General features: G+C 70.8%; 17 protein-coding genes. 8 read left to right on the plus strand and 9 right to left on the minus strand.

Annotated features, from left to right (window positions below):
• Positions 1–65 precede the first annotated feature (65 nt).
• Both rph and Q0Z83_RS14025 read left to right on the plus strand, forming a co-directional pair.
• Positions 66–2,543, plus strand: a complete 2,478-nt coding sequence (rph, locus tag Q0Z83_RS14020; RefSeq protein WP_317794335.1) for a rifamycin-inactivating phosphotransferase — start codon at positions 66–68, stop codon at positions 2,541–2,543.
• Positions 2,544–2,565: 22 nt separating this feature from the next.
• On the plus strand, positions 2,566–3,558 hold the full coding sequence (locus Q0Z83_RS14025) for a glycerophosphodiester phosphodiesterase family protein (RefSeq protein ID WP_317794336.1): 993 nt from the start codon (positions 2,566–2,568) through the stop codon (positions 3,556–3,558).
• On the opposite strand, the gene Q0Z83_RS14030 is transcribed toward Q0Z83_RS14025, so the two are convergent.
• The 5 genes from Q0Z83_RS14030 to Q0Z83_RS14050 are packed head-to-tail and all read right to left on the minus strand — an operon-like array spanning position 3,555 to position 8,212.
• Entirely contained in the window at positions 3,555–4,304 is a 750-nt protein-coding gene (locus Q0Z83_RS14030; protein ID WP_317794337.1) for an SDR family NAD(P)-dependent oxidoreductase, read from the minus strand. The two genes, Q0Z83_RS14025 and Q0Z83_RS14030, sit on opposite strands and share 4 nt — an antisense overlap.
• 2 nt (positions 4,305–4,306) lie before the next feature.
• A complete protein-coding gene (locus Q0Z83_RS14035) occupies positions 4,307–5,602 on the minus strand; it encodes an enolase C-terminal domain-like protein (RefSeq protein WP_317794338.1) in 1,296 nt (431 codons plus the stop codon).
• Positions 5,599–6,432 carry a fumarylacetoacetate hydrolase family protein gene (locus Q0Z83_RS14040; RefSeq protein WP_317794339.1) on the minus strand — a complete coding sequence of 278 codons (834 nt, stop codon included), beginning with the start codon at positions 6,430–6,432 and terminating at the stop codon, positions 5,599–5,601. The genes Q0Z83_RS14035 and Q0Z83_RS14040 overlap by 4 nt, the downstream gene beginning before the upstream one ends.
• Positions 6,429–7,256 carry an amidohydrolase family protein gene (locus Q0Z83_RS14045; RefSeq protein ID WP_317794340.1) on the minus strand — a complete coding sequence of 276 codons (828 nt, stop codon included), beginning with the start codon at positions 7,254–7,256 and terminating at the stop codon, positions 6,429–6,431. Before Q0Z83_RS14045 ends, Q0Z83_RS14040 begins: the two co-directional genes overlap by 4 nt.
• A complete protein-coding gene (locus Q0Z83_RS14050; protein WP_317794341.1) occupies positions 7,253–8,212 on the minus strand; it encodes an aldo/keto reductase in 960 nt (319 codons plus the stop codon). Before Q0Z83_RS14050 ends, Q0Z83_RS14045 begins: the two co-directional genes overlap by 4 nt.
• Positions 8,213–8,295: 83 nt before the next feature.
• Between Q0Z83_RS14050 and Q0Z83_RS14055 the strand changes: the two genes are divergently transcribed.
• Positions 8,296–8,964: a GntR family transcriptional regulator gene (locus Q0Z83_RS14055; RefSeq protein WP_317794342.1), complete on the plus strand. Its 669-nt coding sequence runs from the start codon at positions 8,296–8,298 to the stop codon at positions 8,962–8,964.
• 143 nt (positions 8,965–9,107) lie between these two features.
• On the opposite strand, the gene Q0Z83_RS14060 is transcribed toward Q0Z83_RS14055, so the two are convergent.
• Positions 9,108–10,193: a glycoside hydrolase family 19 protein gene (locus Q0Z83_RS14060; RefSeq protein WP_317794343.1), complete on the minus strand. Its 1,086-nt coding sequence runs from the start codon at positions 10,191–10,193 to the stop codon at positions 9,108–9,110.
• A 135-nt stretch (positions 10,194–10,328) separates the two neighbouring features.
• Here Q0Z83_RS14060 and Q0Z83_RS14065 point away from each other — a divergent pair, with 135 nt between their 5' ends.
• From Q0Z83_RS14065 to yidC, 3 genes are all read left to right on the plus strand, one after another.
• Entirely contained in the window at positions 10,329–10,637 is a 309-nt protein-coding gene (locus tag Q0Z83_RS14065; protein ID WP_317794344.1) for a TM2 domain-containing protein, read from the plus strand.
• 9 nt (positions 10,638–10,646) lie between these two features.
• Positions 10,647–10,928 carry a DUF6412 domain-containing protein gene (locus tag Q0Z83_RS14070; RefSeq protein WP_317794345.1) on the plus strand — a complete coding sequence of 94 codons (282 nt, stop codon included), beginning with the start codon at positions 10,647–10,649 and terminating at the stop codon, positions 10,926–10,928.
• Positions 10,929–10,998: 70 nt separating this feature from the next.
• The gene (gene yidC / locus Q0Z83_RS14075; RefSeq protein ID WP_317794346.1) at positions 10,999–11,781 is read left to right on the plus strand and encodes a membrane protein insertase YidC; all 783 of its coding nucleotides are present in this window, start codon (positions 10,999–11,001) and stop codon (positions 11,779–11,781) included.
• Here yidC and Q0Z83_RS14080 read toward each other — a convergent pair.
• Positions 11,765–12,925, minus strand: coding sequence for a M50 family metallopeptidase (locus Q0Z83_RS14080; protein ID WP_317797075.1), 1,161 nt, complete (start codon positions 12,923–12,925; stop codon positions 11,765–11,767). The genes yidC and Q0Z83_RS14080 overlap by 17 nt on opposite strands.
• A 115-nt stretch (positions 12,926–13,040) precedes the next feature.
• Between Q0Z83_RS14080 and Q0Z83_RS14085 the strand changes: the two genes are divergently transcribed.
• Positions 13,041–13,601, plus strand: coding sequence for a suppressor of fused domain protein (locus Q0Z83_RS14085; RefSeq protein WP_317794347.1), 561 nt, complete (start codon positions 13,041–13,043; stop codon positions 13,599–13,601).
• On the opposite strand, the gene Q0Z83_RS14090 is transcribed toward Q0Z83_RS14085, so the two are convergent.
• Both Q0Z83_RS14090 and Q0Z83_RS14095 read right to left on the minus strand, forming a co-directional pair.
• Positions 13,596–14,405, minus strand: coding sequence for a phosphotransferase enzyme family protein (locus tag Q0Z83_RS14090; protein WP_317794348.1), 810 nt, complete (start codon positions 14,403–14,405; stop codon positions 13,596–13,598). The two genes, Q0Z83_RS14085 and Q0Z83_RS14090, sit on opposite strands and share 6 nt — an antisense overlap.
• Positions 14,402–15,058 (minus strand): TetR family transcriptional regulator, encoded by a 657-nt coding sequence (locus Q0Z83_RS14095; protein WP_317794349.1) that lies wholly within the window; start codon positions 15,056–15,058, stop codon positions 14,402–14,404. Before Q0Z83_RS14095 ends, Q0Z83_RS14090 begins: the two co-directional genes overlap by 4 nt.
• A gap of 84 nt (positions 15,059–15,142) precedes the next feature.
• On the opposite strand from Q0Z83_RS14095, the gene Q0Z83_RS14100 reads away from it, so the two are divergent.
• On the plus strand, positions 15,143–16,570 hold the full coding sequence (locus tag Q0Z83_RS14100; RefSeq protein WP_317794350.1) for an MFS transporter: 1,428 nt from the start codon (positions 15,143–15,145) through the stop codon (positions 16,568–16,570).
• The last annotated feature ends 52 nt before the right edge of the window (positions 16,571–16,622 follow it).

Here is a 16,622-nt window from a genome sequence, read left to right on the forward strand (position 1 = left end):
GCAAGACCCCGGGGTGCGCGCAGAATCGGGTCGTTTCTGCCCGCAAGGTGAGAGGACGGTCAGCGGTGTTCCGCTACGTCGTGAATCTGAACGAGACCGACCGGGAACTGGTCGGCGGTAAAGGCGCACATCTGGGGCAGCTCTCCGCCATCGACGGCCTCCGGGTGCCGCCGGGATTCGTGGTGACGACCGCGGCATTCGACCGGGTCGCGCCGGCATTCGAGAAGGACCCGGAAACCGCTCGGGAAATCATCGAGACGATGCCCATTCCGGAGGATCTGGCGGCGGCGATCACCGCTGCACTGGAGGACGCCCGGTATGCGGTGCGGTCGAGCGCGACCGCGGAGGATTCGGCGGCGACCTCGTTCGCCGGCCAGCACGACACCTACCTCAACGTGCCCCGCGACGAGGTCCTCGGCCACGTGCGGCGCTGTTGGGCCTCGCTCTTCTCCGACCGGGCGGTCGCCTACCGGCTGCATAACGGCATCGACCACCGGTCCGTGCGGATGGCCGTCGTCGTGCAGCGAATGGTCTTCCCGAAGGCGTCGGGAATCATGTTCACCGCCGATCCGGTCACCGGAAACCGTCGGGTCACCTCGATCGACGCGGGTTTCGGTCTCGGCGAGGCACTGGTCTCCGGCCTGGTCAACGCGGACGTCTACAAGGTCCGTGACGATGCGGTCGTCGAACGGACGATCGCCGCGAAGCGGCTCCAGATCAAACCCTCGGAGGCCGGCGGGACCGAACGGCAGACGATCAGCGAAGGACAGCAGGACGTCCCGGTTCTCCAAGACCCGGAGATTGTACGGCTGTCCCGGCTCGGGCGTCAGATAGAGGCACATTTCGGCCGTCCGCAGGATATCGAATGGTGCCTGGACGACGACGGTTTCGCGATCGTCCAGAGCCGTCCGATCACCACGCTCTTCCCCGTTCCGGAAAGCACCGACGACACCCCACGCGCGTACGTTTCGGTGGGCCACCAGCAGATGATGACCGAGGCGATGAAACCGCTGGGCCTGTCGGTGTGGAAACTGACGTCCCCGGGTCAGATGCGCGACGCCGGCGGCCGCCTGTTCGTCGATGTCACCGGCCGGGTCACCCCAAGCCTGCTGGCGATGATGTCCCAGTCCGACCCGCTGATGGGCGACGCCCTGCACAGCGTGGTGGACAGCGGTTTCATCGCGCTCGCCGAGGACACCGGTCACCCGCCGGTCCCCGGCCCGCCCACCTCGCAGCCGATCGACACCGACCCGGCGATCGTGGCCGGGCTGATCGACGACCGCAAACGCATGATCGAGGAGGTCCGCCGGGACATCGCCACGAAGACCGGCCCGGAGTTGCTGGACTTCGTGCTGGCCGACGTCCAGGAGATCCGGCAGATGCTGTTCGACCCGCGCAACATGCCGGCGATCATGGCGGGCATGCAGGCCACCTGGTGGCTCAACGAGCACCTGGAACAGTGGCTGGGCGAGAAGAACGTCGCCGACGTACTGACCCGCTCGGCACCGGACAACGTCACCTCCGAGATGGGGATGGCGCTGCTGGACGTGGCGGACGTGCTCCGGCCGTACCCCCGAGTCGTTGATCTGCTCTCCGAAGACGGCGGCTTGGACCGCCTGCCGGAGGTGATCGGAGGCCGGGAGGCTCGGGCGGCGATCGACGGGTTCCTCGAGGTGTACGGGATGCGGTGCGTCGGCGAGATCGACATCACCCGCCCGCGGTGGGGCGAGCAGCCGTCGGCGATCGTGCCGATGCTGCTCAGCAACATTCGCAACGCCGAGCCGGGTGCCGCCGCCCGCCGTTTCGAGCAGGGCCGCCGCGAGGCCGAGCAGAAGGAGGCGGAGGTGCTGGCCCGGCTGCGGGAGCTGCCGGACGGCGAGGCGAAGGCGACCGAGACGAAACAGCAGATCGATCGGCTGCGGACCTTCATCGGCTACCGCGAATACCCGAAGTACTACCTGGTCAGCCGCTACCTCATCTACAAGCGGGCGTTGCTGGCCGAGGCGGGCCGGCTGGCCGCCGCCGGGGTGATCGGCGACCCGGAGGACGTCTTCTTCCTCACCCTGGAGGAGTTCCGGGACGTGGTGCACACTCGGCGGGCCGACGAGCGGCTGATCCGGGAGCGGCGGGAGGCGTTCGCGTTCCATGAGACGCTGACCGCGCCGCGGGTGCTGACCTCCGACGGTGAGGCGGTGCACGGGGCGTACCGCCGCGGTGATCTCCCGGACGGCGCGCTGGCCGGTCTGCCGGTCTCGGCCGGTACCGTGCAGGGCCGGGCCCGGGTCGTCCTGGACGTCGCCGACGCCGACCTGGAACCGGGCGACATCCTGGTCACCGCCTACACCGATCCGAGTTGGACGCCCGCGTTCGTGACGATCGCCGGCCTGGTCACCGAGGTCGGCGGCCAGATGACCCACGGCGCGGTGATCGCCCGCGAGTACGGCCTGCCCGCCGTGGTCGGCGTCGAGAACGCCACCACGCTGATCGAAGACGGACAGCAGATCCGGGTGCACGGGACGAACGGCTTCGTCGAGTTGATTTGACCGGCAATGGCATGCTGTCCGGATGTCTGAGCCCGAACCACGCCGCCGCCGTCGTCGACTGTGGATCGCCCCGGCCGTGATCGTGCTGGTGGCCGCGGGTCTGTGGACGGGCAACTCCTCGGTGCTGTGGGGCACCGGGGAGGGCCGTCCGGAGCTGCTCGCGCACCGGGGGATCGCCCAGACGTTCCCGCTCGACGGGGTGCAGAACGACACCTGCACCGCGACCCGGATCCATCCGCCCGAACACGGCTACGTCGAGAACACCCTCGCGTCGATGCGGGCCGCGTTCGATGCGGGCGCCGACATGCTGGAGTTCGACGTGCAGCTCACCGCGGACGGGCAGCTGGCGGTGTTCCACGACCCGACGCTCGAATGCCGTACCGACGGCACCGGCCGGGTCGCCGACCACACCCTCGCCGAGCTGCGCGAACTCGACCTCGGCTACGGCTACACCGCCGACAACGGCGCCACCTGGCCACTGCGCGGCAAAGCGGTGGGCCTGCTCCCGACCGCGCCCGAGGTGGTGGCCGCGTTCCCCGACCGGGAACTGCTCGTCGACCTGAAGGACGACGACCCGGCCGACGGCACGGCACTCGCCGCGTACCTGGCCACCCTGCCCGCCGAGCGGCTGAAGACGATCAGCGTGTACGGCGGCGACCACTCGGTCCAAGCCGTCCGGGACCGGCTGCCGCAGATCCGGACCACGTCGAAGGCGATCATGAAGGACTGCCTGATCGACTACCTGGCGACCGGCTGGACCGGCCACGTGCCGGACGACTGCCACCACACCGAGCTGCACCTGCCGCAGCGCTACGGCCGATATCTGTGGGGCTGGCCCCACCTGTTCGCCGACCGGATGCGCGACGCCGACACCCGGGTGATCCTGGTCGGCGGCGAGGGCGACTGGTCGGAGGGCTTCGACCAGCCGGAGGACCTGGACGCCGTACCCCCCGGCTGGTCCGGCTGGCTGTGGACCAACCGGGTCGACGTGATCGCCCCGCTCACCGATCGTTAACGGGCGGGCAGCCGCAGCCCCGACATGCCGCCGTCGACCGCGAGTGACATCCCGGTGGTGGCCCCGGACTCGGGCGACGCCAGGTAGGCGATCGCACCCGCCACCTCCTCGGCCGACACCAGCCGCCCGGTCGGCTGCCGGGCCGCCAGTCGCGCCCGTTCGCCCTCGGGGTCGGCGGTGCGGGCCAGTAGCCGCGCCACCCACGGCGTGTCGACGGTGCCCGGAGCGACACAGTTCACCCGGATGCCCTCGCCGACCAGGTCGGCGGCCATCGCCAGGGTCAGCCCGTGCACCGCGCCCTTCGACGCCGAGTAGAGCGCCCGCTGCACCAGACCGGCGGTCGCCGCGATCGACGACAGGTTCACGATGGCACCGTGCCCGCTCCGGCGCAGGTAGGGCAGCGCGGCCGCCGAGGCCCGGGCGATCCCGGTCACGTTGATGTCGAGGACCCGCGCCCACTCGGCGTCGTCGTTGCCCTCGACCGACCCGACCGAGCTGATCCCGGCACTGTTGACCAGGATGTCGATACCGCCGAAGGTCCCGGCCACGGCCGCCATCGCGGCCTCCAGCGAACCGCGGTCACCGACGTCGGCGACCACCGGCAGCAGCCCGTCGGCCGCCTCGCCGGGCTGCAGGTCGAGCACACCGACCCGGGCGCCCCGGGCCCGGAACCCGGCGGTGACCGCGGCCCCGATGCCGGAACCCCCGCCGGTGACGACCGCTACCAGAGAACTGAAAGACGTCATCTTCAACCTTCCGTGGTGGACGACCAGACCGGTCCGTCCGGAAACGAGAACCGGTGCAGGGTCTCCGGCCGCATCCGCGCCGAGAAGCCCGGCGCCGACGGCAGTCGGTAGGCGCCGTCGCGGACGACGACCGGGTCGACGAAGTGCTCGTGCAGGTGGTCGACGTATTCGATGACCCGGTCCTGCAGACTGCCGGACACCGCCACGAAGTCGAACATCGACAGATGCTGGACCAGCTCACACAGTCCGACCCCACCGGCGTGCGGGCAGACCGGCCGACCGAACTTCGCGGCCAGCAGCAGGATCGCCAGGTTCTCGTTGACCCCCGCCACCCGGCACGCGTCGATCTGCACGATGTCGACCGCGTCGGCCTGCAGCAGCTGCTTGAAGATCACCCGGTTCTGGACGTGCTCGCCGGTCGCCACCCGGATCCCGGCCGGACGCAGCGCGGTACGGACGGCGGCGTGCCCGAGGATGTCGTCCGGGCTGGTCGGCTCCTCGATCCACCACGGGTCGTAGGGCGCCAGCGCGGTCATCCACCGCACCGCGACCGGCACGTCCCACCGTTGGTTGGCGTCGACCGCGATCCGGATGTCGTCGCCGACCGTGCGCCTGGCCAGCGCCATCCGCCGTACGTCGTCGTCCAGGTCGTGACCCACCTTGAGCTTGATCTGCCGGTACCCGGCGGCCACCGCCTCCCGGGCCAGCCGGACGAGTTTCTCGTCGGCGTAGCCGAGCCACCCCGGTGACGTGGTGTACGCCGGATACCCCCGTTCGGTCAGCAGCGCGATCCGCTCCTCGCGGCCGGGCCGGGCCGCGTGCAGCAGGTCGAGTGCCTCGGCCGGTTCCAACGCGTCGGTGAGGTACCGCCAGTCGACCAGGTCGACGATCTGCTCCGGGGCGAGGTCGGCCAGGTAGCGCCAGACCGGTTTGCCGGCGGTCGTGGCGGCCAGATCCCAGGCGGCGTTGATCAGCGCGGCCGCGGCCAGGTGCACCACCCCTTTCTCCGGGCCGAGCCAGCGGATCTGCGAGTCGTGGGTGAGACGCCGCGCGAACTCGCCGAGGTCGTCCACCGGCCGGCCCACGACCAGGGGCGCAAGCGCTTCGATGGCGGCCCGGCAGACCTCGTTGCCACGGCCGATGGTGAACGTGAAACCGTGCCCCTCGAGGCCGGAGTCGGTGTGCAGCACGACGTACGCGGCCGAGTAGTCCGGGTCCGGGTTCATCGCGTCCGAGCCGTCGAGTTCCAGCGAGGTCGGGAAGCGTACGTCGAACGTGTCCAAGGAAATGATCTTCACGTCGCGTCCCGGACCGTGTTGCGCTGGCCGCCCAGCCCGTCGATCTCCACCTCGACCACGTCACCGGCGACCAGGTAGGGGAACCGCCCGGACAGTGCCACCCCCTCCGGCGTGCCGGTGTTGATCAGGTCGCCCGGCTCCAGGACGGTGTACTGCGACAGGTGCCAGACCAGGTAGGCGACGTCGAAGATCATGTCGGCGGTCGTCGAGTCCTGCCGCGGTTCGCCGTTGACCCGGCTACGCAGCCGCAGTCGGCCCGGGTCACCGACCTCGTCCGGGGTGACCAGCCACGGCCCGAGCGGGTTGAACGTCTCACACGACTTGCCCTTGGACCACTGCCCACCGGAGTGGTCGAGCTGGAACTCCCGCTCGGACAGGTCGTTGGACACCACGTACCCGGCGATGTGCGCGGCCGCGTCGGCCGGCGACTCCAGATAGCGGGCGGTCCGCCCGATCACCACACCGAGCTCGACCTCCCAGTCCACCCGGACCGCCCGGCGCGGGATCAGCACGTCGTCGTGCGGGCCGACGATCGTGCCGGGCGCCTTGTAGAACATGATCGGCTGCGCCGGTGGCGCGGCACCGGACTCGGCCGCATGCGCCGCGTAGTTCTGCCCGATGCACAGCACCACACCGGGTCGGGCGATCGGCGGGCCGAGACGCTCACCGGCGATGTCGGTCTCGGGGAGGCCGGCCGTGGACCGGACGCCACCGGCGGCCAGGAACGCGCCGGTGATGTCGGCGGTCACCGGGGTCAGGTCGAAGTACCGGCCGCCCGACTCGGCGACCGGCCGTTCGCTGCCGGCGGGTCCGACTCGCAGGTATCTCACATGAGCTCCAAGTGGTAGGTGCTTTTGGCGGTGCCGCCGAAGACGTCCGCCGGGAGGCCGCCGAGCAGGTCGCTCATCGCCTCCTTGACCTCGGTGTAGCCGGCCGCCACCTCGAGGACCGGCCAGTCCGAGCCGAACATCAGGCGGTCGGTGCCGAACAGGTCGACGGCGGTGTCGACGTACGGCTTCAGGTCGGCCGGGGTCCAGGTCGCCCAGTCGGCCTCGGCGACCAGGCCGGACAGTTTGGCGATCACGTTCGGCCGGGCCGCGACCGGGACGAGCAGCGAACGCCAGCCGTGCAGCCCACCGGCGGCGATCGGGGGTTTGCCGAGGTGGTCGAGGACGAACGTGGACTCCGGCAGCGCGGCGGCGGCCCGGGCCACCGACGGCAGCTGCGCGGTACGGACCACGAGTTCGTTGACCAGCCCGGCGTCGGCCACGGCGGCCAGCCCGGCCCGGACCCGCGGCCGGTCGAGGAAGTCGTCGGCCTCGGCCTGGACCTGGTCGCGGATCCCGACGAGCAGGTGCCCGCCCGGACCGGCCCGGTAGGCGTCGATCGTCACGGCCAGCAGGGGATCGAGCAGGCTCGCCCAGCCGACCACTCCGGCGATCTCCGGTGTGTCGTTCGCGGTCGACAGGAACTCGCGGGTCTCGGCCGCCGCACAGCGTCCCGCCTCGACCAGGACCGTCCGGTCCACTCCGGCCGCGCCGATCACCGCCCGCAGGTCGTCGACCGTGTAGTCGCGGCGGATCCGGGCCAGCGACGGATCCCGCAACCACGCGTAGTCGGCGGTCCACAGATGTTGGTGCGCGTCGATGATCACCTGATCAGTCCCTCCGAACGCAGATCGGCCCACAGTTCGTCCGGGACCACCACCGACGACATCCCGACCGCGTCCTCGACCTCGGCCGGGCTGCGCGCACCGACCAGCACACACGTCACCGCCGGGTGGGTGAACGGGAACTGGATCGCGGCCGCGCGCAGCGGAACACCGTGCCGCCGGCACACCGCGCGGATCGCCAGCGCCCGGTCGACCAGGCCCGGATCGGCGGGCGCGTAGTCGAAGGTGGCGCCCGGTCCCGGTGTGGCCAGCAGCCCCGAGTTGAACACGCCCGCGGCGATCACCGACACCCCGCGGTCGGCGCACAGCGGCAGCAGCTCGTCGGCGCCGGACTGGTCCAGCAGGGTGAACCGGCCCGCGAGCAGCACCGCGTCCAGGTGACCGGTGCGGACCAGGTCGGCGAGCATCCGGGCCTGGTTCATCCCGGCCGACACCGCCGAGATCAGGCCCTGCTCCCGCAGTCGCACCAGAGCCGGCAGCGCCTCGCCGACGGTCTGGTCGTAGTGCTCGTCCGGATCGTGCAGGTGCAGGATGTCGGCCCGGTCGAGACCGAGACGATCCAGGCTTTCGGCGTACGACCCGCGCACCCCCGCCGCACTGAAGTCGAAGACCGGCGTGACCCCGGTCGGTTCGGCCCAGATGTCCTGGGTGTCCGAGCCGCCCGGCCGCAGCACCCGGCCCACCTTCGTGGACAGCGCGAACGACTCCCGCGGTTTACCGGCCAGCACCGGCCCGGCCCGCCGTTCGGACAGGCCGTTGCCGTACAGCGGGGCGGTGTCGAAGAACCGGATCCCCAGCCGCCAGGCGTGCTCCACGGTGGCCCGGGCGGTCTCGGTGCCGACCGCCGAGTACAGACCGCCGAGCGGGGCCATCCCCAGCCCGAGCCGGGTGACGTGCGCCGGTGTACGCCCGAGCCGGACCCGTTCCAGCGGGTTCATGGCCCTCTCCCTTTCGTAGATCCTATAGGATCCTTGGTGGAGGTCTACTCGCCCGCATCGACGTAAGTCAAGGGATCACCGTTATGACCAGGCCCCTCGCGGTGGCCCGCCTGCACCGGCCCACCCTCGGCGACGACGTCTACGAGACCCTGCGCTCCGCGGTGCTCGAGCACATCCTCGAACCCGGCGACCGGGTGAACATCGACGCGCTCGCCCGCGAGCTCGACGTCTCGCCCACCCCGGTCCGCGAGGCCCTGGCCCGCCTGGAGTCCGAGGGCCTGGTCCGCAAACGGCCCCGCGCCGGTTACACGGTCAGCCCGCTGCTCACCGTCGCCGAGTTCCACGACATGTTCGACATGCGCCTGCTGCTGGAGTGCGCCGCCGCCCGCTGGGCCGCCGAGCGCGCCACCGACGCCGAGCGCGAGAGCCTGGTGGCCGAGGCGGCCCGCACGATCGAGGGCGGCGAGGAGGGCGACTGGCACGCCGCGTTCACCGCCCTCGACGCCCGCCTGCACGACCTCGTCGCCCGGTACGCGGCGAATCCACTGCTGCGTGAGTCGATCAACCGGCTGCACTCCCACCTGCACCTGCACCGCCGCTACTTCCCGTACGGCCAGATCGCCATCACCAACGACGAGCACCGCGACCTGGCCGCCGCCATCCACGCCGCCGACCCGGACCGGGCCGAGGCGGCGATGCGTCTGCACCTCACCCGGGCCCGCGAGCGCCACCTGGTCGCCTTCGAGGACTAGTCGCCCGCCCGGTCCGCGGCACAGTGTGTACCGATCGGCGGGGAGTACGCCCGCACCTTCGGCGACAACGACGCGATCGTGGTGCCGGACGGCGGTGACGACGAAGGGGCCGACCATCCGGCCGGCCCCTTCGTGCGATCGGATCAGCAGTACAGGTTGCCGCCCGGGGCGACGCCCAGGATCGAGGTGAAGCGGTTGTACGCGTCGACGCGGCTCTGCACCTGCGCCGGGTTGCCGCCGTTGCATTCGAGGGAGCCGTTGATGCTGCGGATCGTCTCGCCGAAGCCGCGGCCGTTGACCATCGCGTCGTGCGGGGTCATGGTGCCCGGCCCGCGCTGGGTCATCCAGTACCAGACTGCCGTCTGGTAGGCCACCGACGACTCGTTCTTGACCCGGTCCGGGTTGTTGAGCAGGTCGATGCCGAGCGCGTCACCGGCCGCCTTGTAGTTGAAGTTCCAGCTCAGCTGGATCGGGCCGCGACCGTGGTAGGCGCTCTGCCCGGCCGGGCAGCCGTAGGGCTGGCTGCGGTCGCAGTAGAGCGGCCAGTTCGCCTGGTTGATCTCCTCGACGTAGACCAGACCGCCGGACTCGTGGTTGATGTTGGCGAGGAAGGCGGCCGCCTCCTGCTTCTTCACGGTGTCGCTGCCGGTGGTGGTGAACGCCGGGTACTTCTTCACGGCGTCGATCAGGCCGGCGTACGAGTAGAACGCGATCCGGTTCGGGAACATCTGGTTGAACTGCGCCTCGGACACCGGGAAGGAGCCCGGGTTGGTCGGCGGGTTCGTGGTGCCGCCGCCGGTGCAGGTGTACGGCGACCAGTACCAGGTGCTGATCACCGGGTCGTAGCCCGGGTTCTCGTTGGTGGCCCGGTAGTACTGCCCGTTGGTGTAGCGCACGATCGACCCGGCCGGATAGAACTGCCCGGCCACCCAGTTGGGATAGTTGCAGGTGGTGGGCGGGTTGGTGGTGCCGCCACCGCAGGCGCCGTTGTCGGCCCACACTCCGGAGCCGCCGGTGCTGGGCGCCTCGCCCTGGGTCCACCACTTGGCGGTCCAGTTGCGCGCGTTGTAGGAGGCCCGTTGCCCGCCGGTGTAGACGGCCGAGTTGTTGTACGCCGCGACGCAGGCCTCGGCGGCGTTGGACGCGGTCATCGGCAGGATCGCCGCGGCGGCACCGGCCACCGCGACACCGATCGTGGCCAGGATGGATAACACCCGTTTTCTGGGCATGCTTCACCTTCCGTGCGCCGGGGGACGCATGGTGCGAGAGGGATGAGAGGTATATCGATTCGACTAGATACCGAGACCCGCCGTCAAGATATCTGTTAAGAAAGTTCAGAAATTATGACGGGCTAAGATCCGCCGATGACCGTCGCCGCACCGCTACCGGAATGGGAGCGCCTGCGTGTGCTGCGGGCCGAGCACGAGTTCGCCTCGGTCCGTAAGGAGACGCGGGTGGCGTACCTCCTCTGGGGGTTGACCGGTTTGATCGGCGGCCACCGCTTCTATCTCGGCGACACCTGGCGCTCGGTCGCGATGCTGTTCACACTCGGCGGCCTCGGCGTGTGGACGCTGGCCGACGTATTCTTCGTGGGTAGGCGTGTGCGCGCCGTCAACCGTCAGCGCCGGGCGATGATCATGGCGAGATACGGGATCCTCGACAACGGGTGTTAGGTTGTGCCGGTGAAATGGTGGGACGCGCTCTGGCGCCTGGTCGGCATGCTGGCCGAGGCCACCGGCACGTCCGATCTGGCCAGTGGCGCGAGCGCCCTGGTCGGCGTGGTCCTGATCGCCGTCCTGGCCCGGGTCCTGCTGGTCCGCCGCACCCCCTCCGCCGACGGCCACGCCACCGCGGGCGCTCTACGCACCCGCGCCGTGCGCACCGGCGTGCCCCGCCACCGTGATCCGGACGCATCCGGGCGCACCCGCCCCCGAGGACCGACCGCGGCCCCCGCGGCCGCCTGACCTCGCTGCTGCCCGCGTCGGGTGGCCGCTGCCGATCATCCTGTCGACAGCCGCCCCTGGGGGTTCCACCATGTCCGTCATCTATTCCATGATCTCCGCCGTCCTGCTGTTCTGGCATTCCACCTGGGACGCCCTGCTCGGCGACCCGCACGGCCTGAGCACCGACTGGGCCTGGGTGCTCGGCATCGTCTTCCTGGTGCTGACCGTCCGGGTCGCGCTGTTCCCGCTGTTCCTGCGCCAGGTCCGCTCCCAGCAGGCCCTGCAGCGGCTGCAGCCGAGGTTCCGGGAGCTGCAGGCCAAGCACAAGGGCGACCCGCAGTCGCTGCAGCGTGAGCTGACCGAGTTGTATCAGCGGGAGAAGGTCAGCCCGTTCGGCGCGTTCCTGCCCATGCTGATCCAGATCCCGATCTTCATCGGCCTGCTGCACGTGCTGCGCCACCTCAACCCGGCCATCGAGGACGTCGCCACCCGCACCCTCTACGGCTGGTCGGAGACGCAGTTCCTGGACGCCTCGGGCGCCCACCTGTTCGGCGCGCCGATCGCCTCGACCTTCCAGTCCGGCGGCGCCGTCCAGATCGTCGCCGGAGTCCTGATCCTGCTGATGGTCACCACCACGTTCCTGACCAGCCGGATGTCGATCCTCAAGACCGGCTGGTCGGAGAACCCGCAGCAGCGCACCGTCCAGCGGGTCATGCTCTACGGCATCCCGCTGTCGCTGCTCGTCTCCGGCCTGATCTTCCCGGTCGGCGTCATCCTCTACTGGACCACGCAGAACCTGTTCGCCCTCGGCCAGCAGATCTGGCTCAACCGGAGGTATCCGGCGGCCGCGGCCGTGGTCACGACAGCCGGATAGGGTTCACCACGTCGGCGGTGATGGTCAGCAACATGACCGCACCGCCGATCAGGACCAGCGCCATCGTGACCGGGTAGAGCCTGGTGAAGTCGATCGGCCCGGCCGCCGGCAGGCCCCGCCACCGGCGCACGGCGTCCCGGCTCCGCTCGAACCAGATCACCAGGATGTGCCCACCGTCCAGTGGCAGCAGGGGCAGCAGGTTGAACACCGCCATGAACAGATTCAGGCTGGCCAGCAGCAGCAGGAACACCTCCCACAGCCCGCGCTCTACCGCCTCGCCGCCGAGCCGGCTCGCGCCGACCATGCTGATCGGGGTGTCGGCGCTGCGCTCGGCGCCACCGATCGCGGCGACCACCGCGGGCAGGCGCTGCGGGAAGGCCGCGAGCTGATCGAAGGTACGGCCGAACAGGTCACCGGTGAACGCCAGGGTGGCGCCGGCCGCGTCCACCGGGCCGTAGGTCAGGTAGGCGGCGGGCGTCCGCGCGGTCGCCCCGATCATCCCGACCTCGGCACCGTCCCGGGTCACCCGCGCCACCGCCACGGTCACCGTCAGCGACCGGCCGTCGCGCAGCACGGTCACCGCCGTCGGGCCCTTCGCCCGCTGCACGGCGGTGATCACGTCCGGCCAGAGTGGGGTGGCGGTCGCGCCGACCGCGGTGATCCGGTCACCCGGACGGATGCCGGCGTCGGCGGCCGGGCACGTGCCGGCCGGGCAGGTGGTGGCCGCGACGATCGGCTCGGCGACCGGGTTCAGGTTGGGCAGGCCCATGCTGACCGCCATGCCGTAGAGGATCGCCATGGCCAGCAGCACGTGGGTGAACGCGCCGGACGCCATCACCACGGTGCGTTTCCACGCCGGGTGGCGCCACATCGCGCGGGGGCGCTCGTCCGGAGTGAGATCGTCGAGCGTGGTCATGCCCGCGATGTCACAGAATCCGCCGATCGGCAGGGCCTTCAGACCGTACTCGGTGTCGCCGTCCGCATGTTTCACCCGGAACGAGAACACCGTCGGGCCGCGGCCCACGAAGAACCGTCGCACCCGCATCCCGAAGGCACGGGCCGACAGCAGGTGACCCGCCTCGTGCAGCGCGAGGGACAGACACAACCCGGCGACGAACAGCGTGATACCGATGACGTATGCCAGCACGCGGCGATCGTACGCCGGAACGGCCGCGTAGTATCGCCCCGCCGGAGCGAAGGGATGATCATGGGCGCCCGCCCACCTGTAACTTGTTCCTGAGCTTGGAGCGGAGACCGACATGCCTGCACCCGCGATTCTCCGCGATGTGTTCCTCACCTACCGTGACCGTGACGGTGAGGAGGACGAGGGCTTCCTCTTCGAAGACCCGTATGGTCCGCTGCCCCGCCTCGACGTATTCGTCTACCGGTCGATGGATCTGACCACCTTCGCGACCATCGGCATGGCCGCGCAGCCGATGCCGTCGGCTCCGGGACCCGGTGGGGGAGGCCGGGCCGAGCTGCGCCTGGCCCGGCGCGGCCGGTTGCAGCGTGCCGAAGAGCATGCCGTGGCGGTACGGCTGGCTAATCTCGCCGTACACCCGTTCCTCACCGGCGACCAGCTCGACTGGGGTCACATGATCGGCCTGGGTGACGAGTTCCCGGCCTTCCCGGGCCGCCGTTCGGTGTTCCTGTCCGGCCCGCTGTCCCCGGAGGCGCTCGACTACGTGCGCACCAGCGAGGGAGCGGTCCGCATCCTCAACGTCGTCCCGATCACCGACGCCGAGCGCGAGCGCGGCCGCCTGATGTCCCCGCTGGCCTTCGCCGAGGCCCTGCTCACCCAGCGCGACCTCTGGTCATAACCGCCCGATGTGGGTGAGCTGCCAGGTCAGGTCGGGTGGCCGACCGGTGGCCGGCCGCTTCTTGAGACCGAGGAACATCCACGCCCGGTAGACCGGTCGGATCATCTCCCGCTCCAGCTCCGACAGCGGCCGCACCTCCTGGTAGCCGCGCAGCACCTCGTCCTGGTAGCCGCGCCAGGACAGCACGAAGTCGGCCACCTGGAACGTGTGGTGCGACGCCTCGAAGTCGATCAGCCCGGTCAGCCGGCCGTCGTCGTACAGCAGGTTCCAGGGTGCGAAGTCGCCGTGGATGACGCCGCGCGGCGCGTCCGGCGCGGGATGCGCGTCGAACCAGCTCACCGCCGCGTCCCGGCAGCGCCGCAGAATGCCGCCCTCCTCGGGCCGCGCCGCCTCGTACGTCCGCAGCCAGTGCTCCAGCTCCGGATCCGCGACCACCTCGGCGGGCGTCGCGAAGCCACCGCGCTGATCGGTGATGCCGGTTTCCGCGGCGGCCGCATGGAGCTCGGCCAGCAACCGCCCCCGGGCCCGCTGCTCGTCCGGCCCCCGATCCCTCGGCACCCCGGGCAGCCTTTCGAACATCACCCATGCCCCCTCCGGTACGACCAGAGGCGCCTCGATCGGCTCGGGGGTGGGCCAGCCCAGCGCCCGCAGCGCGGCGGCCACCCGGAGCGGATAGCGCCAGTCCTGCTCGGTGAAGAACTTGACGATCACCGGTCGGCCGTCGCGTTCGGCGGCCCAGGTGCCGTTGACCCGGTCGGTCAGCGCCCGCGGATCGACCAGCCCCCACCTGGCGAACGGGGTCACCGGGCGATGCCGATGCCGGCCAGGATGAGGTCGATGCCGGCCAGGAACTGCTCACGATCGTCGTGGTCGCCGAGCTGGGCGGCGACCCCGCGTAGGAACGGGAACTCGGCCGCGTCCAGGTTCGCCCACAGCTGCGCCTCGGCCCCGAGCGTCTCGGCCCGGCTCGTGCCGTGCTCCCGGGCCCGGGCGTTCGCCGCGTTCTGCCCGGCCACCCCGAGGATGAAGCTGTACAGCGCGGACGCCGCGAAGAACCGCTGACCGGCGGGCATCCCCATGGCCTGCACCTGCTGGCCGATCCGCTCGATGATCCGCAGCGACGCCGAGCGGGACGCCAGCCCGGCCAGCTGCCCGCCGATCCACGGATGGCCGTCGATCGCGTCGAACATGCCGAGCGCGATGGCCCGGATCGCGTCCTGCGGGGTGGTGTCGGCTTCGTCACCCCGGAGCACGTCGGCGAGGACCGCACCGGTGGCCGCGGCGAGCAGTTCGTCCTTGTTCGCCACGTGCCAGTAGATCGCCCCCGCCCCCGTCTTCAGCCTGGTGGAGAGCGCACGGAAGGTCAGTCCGCTCTCACCGCCGGCGTCGAGCATCTCGATCGCGGTGTCGACGATGCGGTCTCGGGAGAGGGCGTCGTGAGCGGTCCTGGTAGCCATACGACCATCTTGACACGCCTGGAACGACGTTCCACTCTTAGTTTCTGGAACGACGTTCCAGTGAAATTCGAGAAAGGTCCGCATATGAGTGCGATCACCCTGGAGAAGCCGGCCGCCGCCGGATCCCTGCGAGCCGTCTGGCCGGCCATCCTCGGCCTGTCCGTCGTCTTCCTCGTCGAGATGCTCGACAACTCCGTCCTCAACGTCGCCCTGCCGACCATCGCCCGCGAACTGCACGCCTCCGCCACCGACCTGCAGTGGATCACCTCCGGCTACTCCCTGCTGTTCGGCGGCCTGATGATGGCCTTCGGCGCCATCGCCGACCGGTTCGGCACCCGCCGGATGATGCTCCTCGGCCTCGTCCTGTTCGCCCTGGCCAACCTCGCCGTCCTGGTCGTGCACACGCCCGGCCAACTGATCGCGGTCCGCGCCGTCATCGGCATCACCGCCGCCATGACCGCCCCCGGCACCATGGCCCTCTGCTTCCGCCTCTTCGACGCCGAGAACCTGCTGATGCGGGCCACCTCACTGATCACCACCGTCGGCCTCGTCGGCCTCGCCCTCGGCCCCACCGTCGGCGGTCTCGTCCTGCAGGTGCTGCCCTGGCAGACGCTGCTCGTCATGAACGTGCCGATCGCCGTACTCGCCATCCTCTGCATCCGCGGCGGCATCCCGGCCGACGACCCGGCCCAGCGCAACACCTCGCCGCTCGACCTGCCCGGCGCCCTGCTCGGCACCGTCACCATCGTCCTGGCCCTGTGGACCGCCACCCTCGCCGTCGAAGAGGGCTGGAGCAACGCCACCCCGTGGCTGGCCGGCCTCGGCGCCCTCACCGCCGCGATCGTCTTCGTCGTCCACGAACGCCGCACCGCCCACCCGCTGTTCGACTTCGCCCTGATCAAGCGGCCCGCCGTCTCGGCCAGCCTCGCCTACGAGGCGGCCATGGGCCTCGGCATGGCCGTCATCGCCTTCAGCGTCTCCCTGCAACTGCAGCTCGTCTGGGGCTGGACCCCCGCCCAGGCCGCCCTCGGCAACCTCCCGCAGGTCATCGTGATGCTCGCGATCGGCCCGTTCGTCGAGAAGATCGTCACCAGACTGGGCACCCAGCGCGCCGCCCGCATCGGCGCCGCCGCCGTGATCACCGGCCTGCTCGTCTACGCCCTCCTCGGCCGCTACGACTACGCCTGGATCGCGGTCGCCCTCGCGCTCACCGCCGCCGGCATGCGCGTCGTCGCCACCATCGCGGGTGTCACCGTCATGCGCGGCCTGCCCGAGGACCAGACCTCCACCGGCGCCGCCCTCAGCGACACCAGCCAGGAGGTCGCCGCCAGCATCGGCATGGCCGTCACCGGCACCATCGTGGCCGCCGCCCTCACCGGCTCCCTCGCCGACCTCACCAGCGGTACGGCCTCCGCCCACGCCTTCGAGAACGCCGTCACCACCGCGACGCTGGTCCTGACCGCCGTCTGCGCCGCCCTGGTCACCTGGGCCGCCCGCCGTGCCCGCGCCTGACCACCGCCACCGCGGCGACCACCGGCCATCACCGGCGGTCGCCGCGGTGCCC

This window comes from Actinoplanes sichuanensis, assembly GCF_033097365.1.
Lineage (GTDB): Bacteria > Actinomycetota > Actinomycetes > Mycobacteriales > Micromonosporaceae > Actinoplanes > Actinoplanes sichuanensis.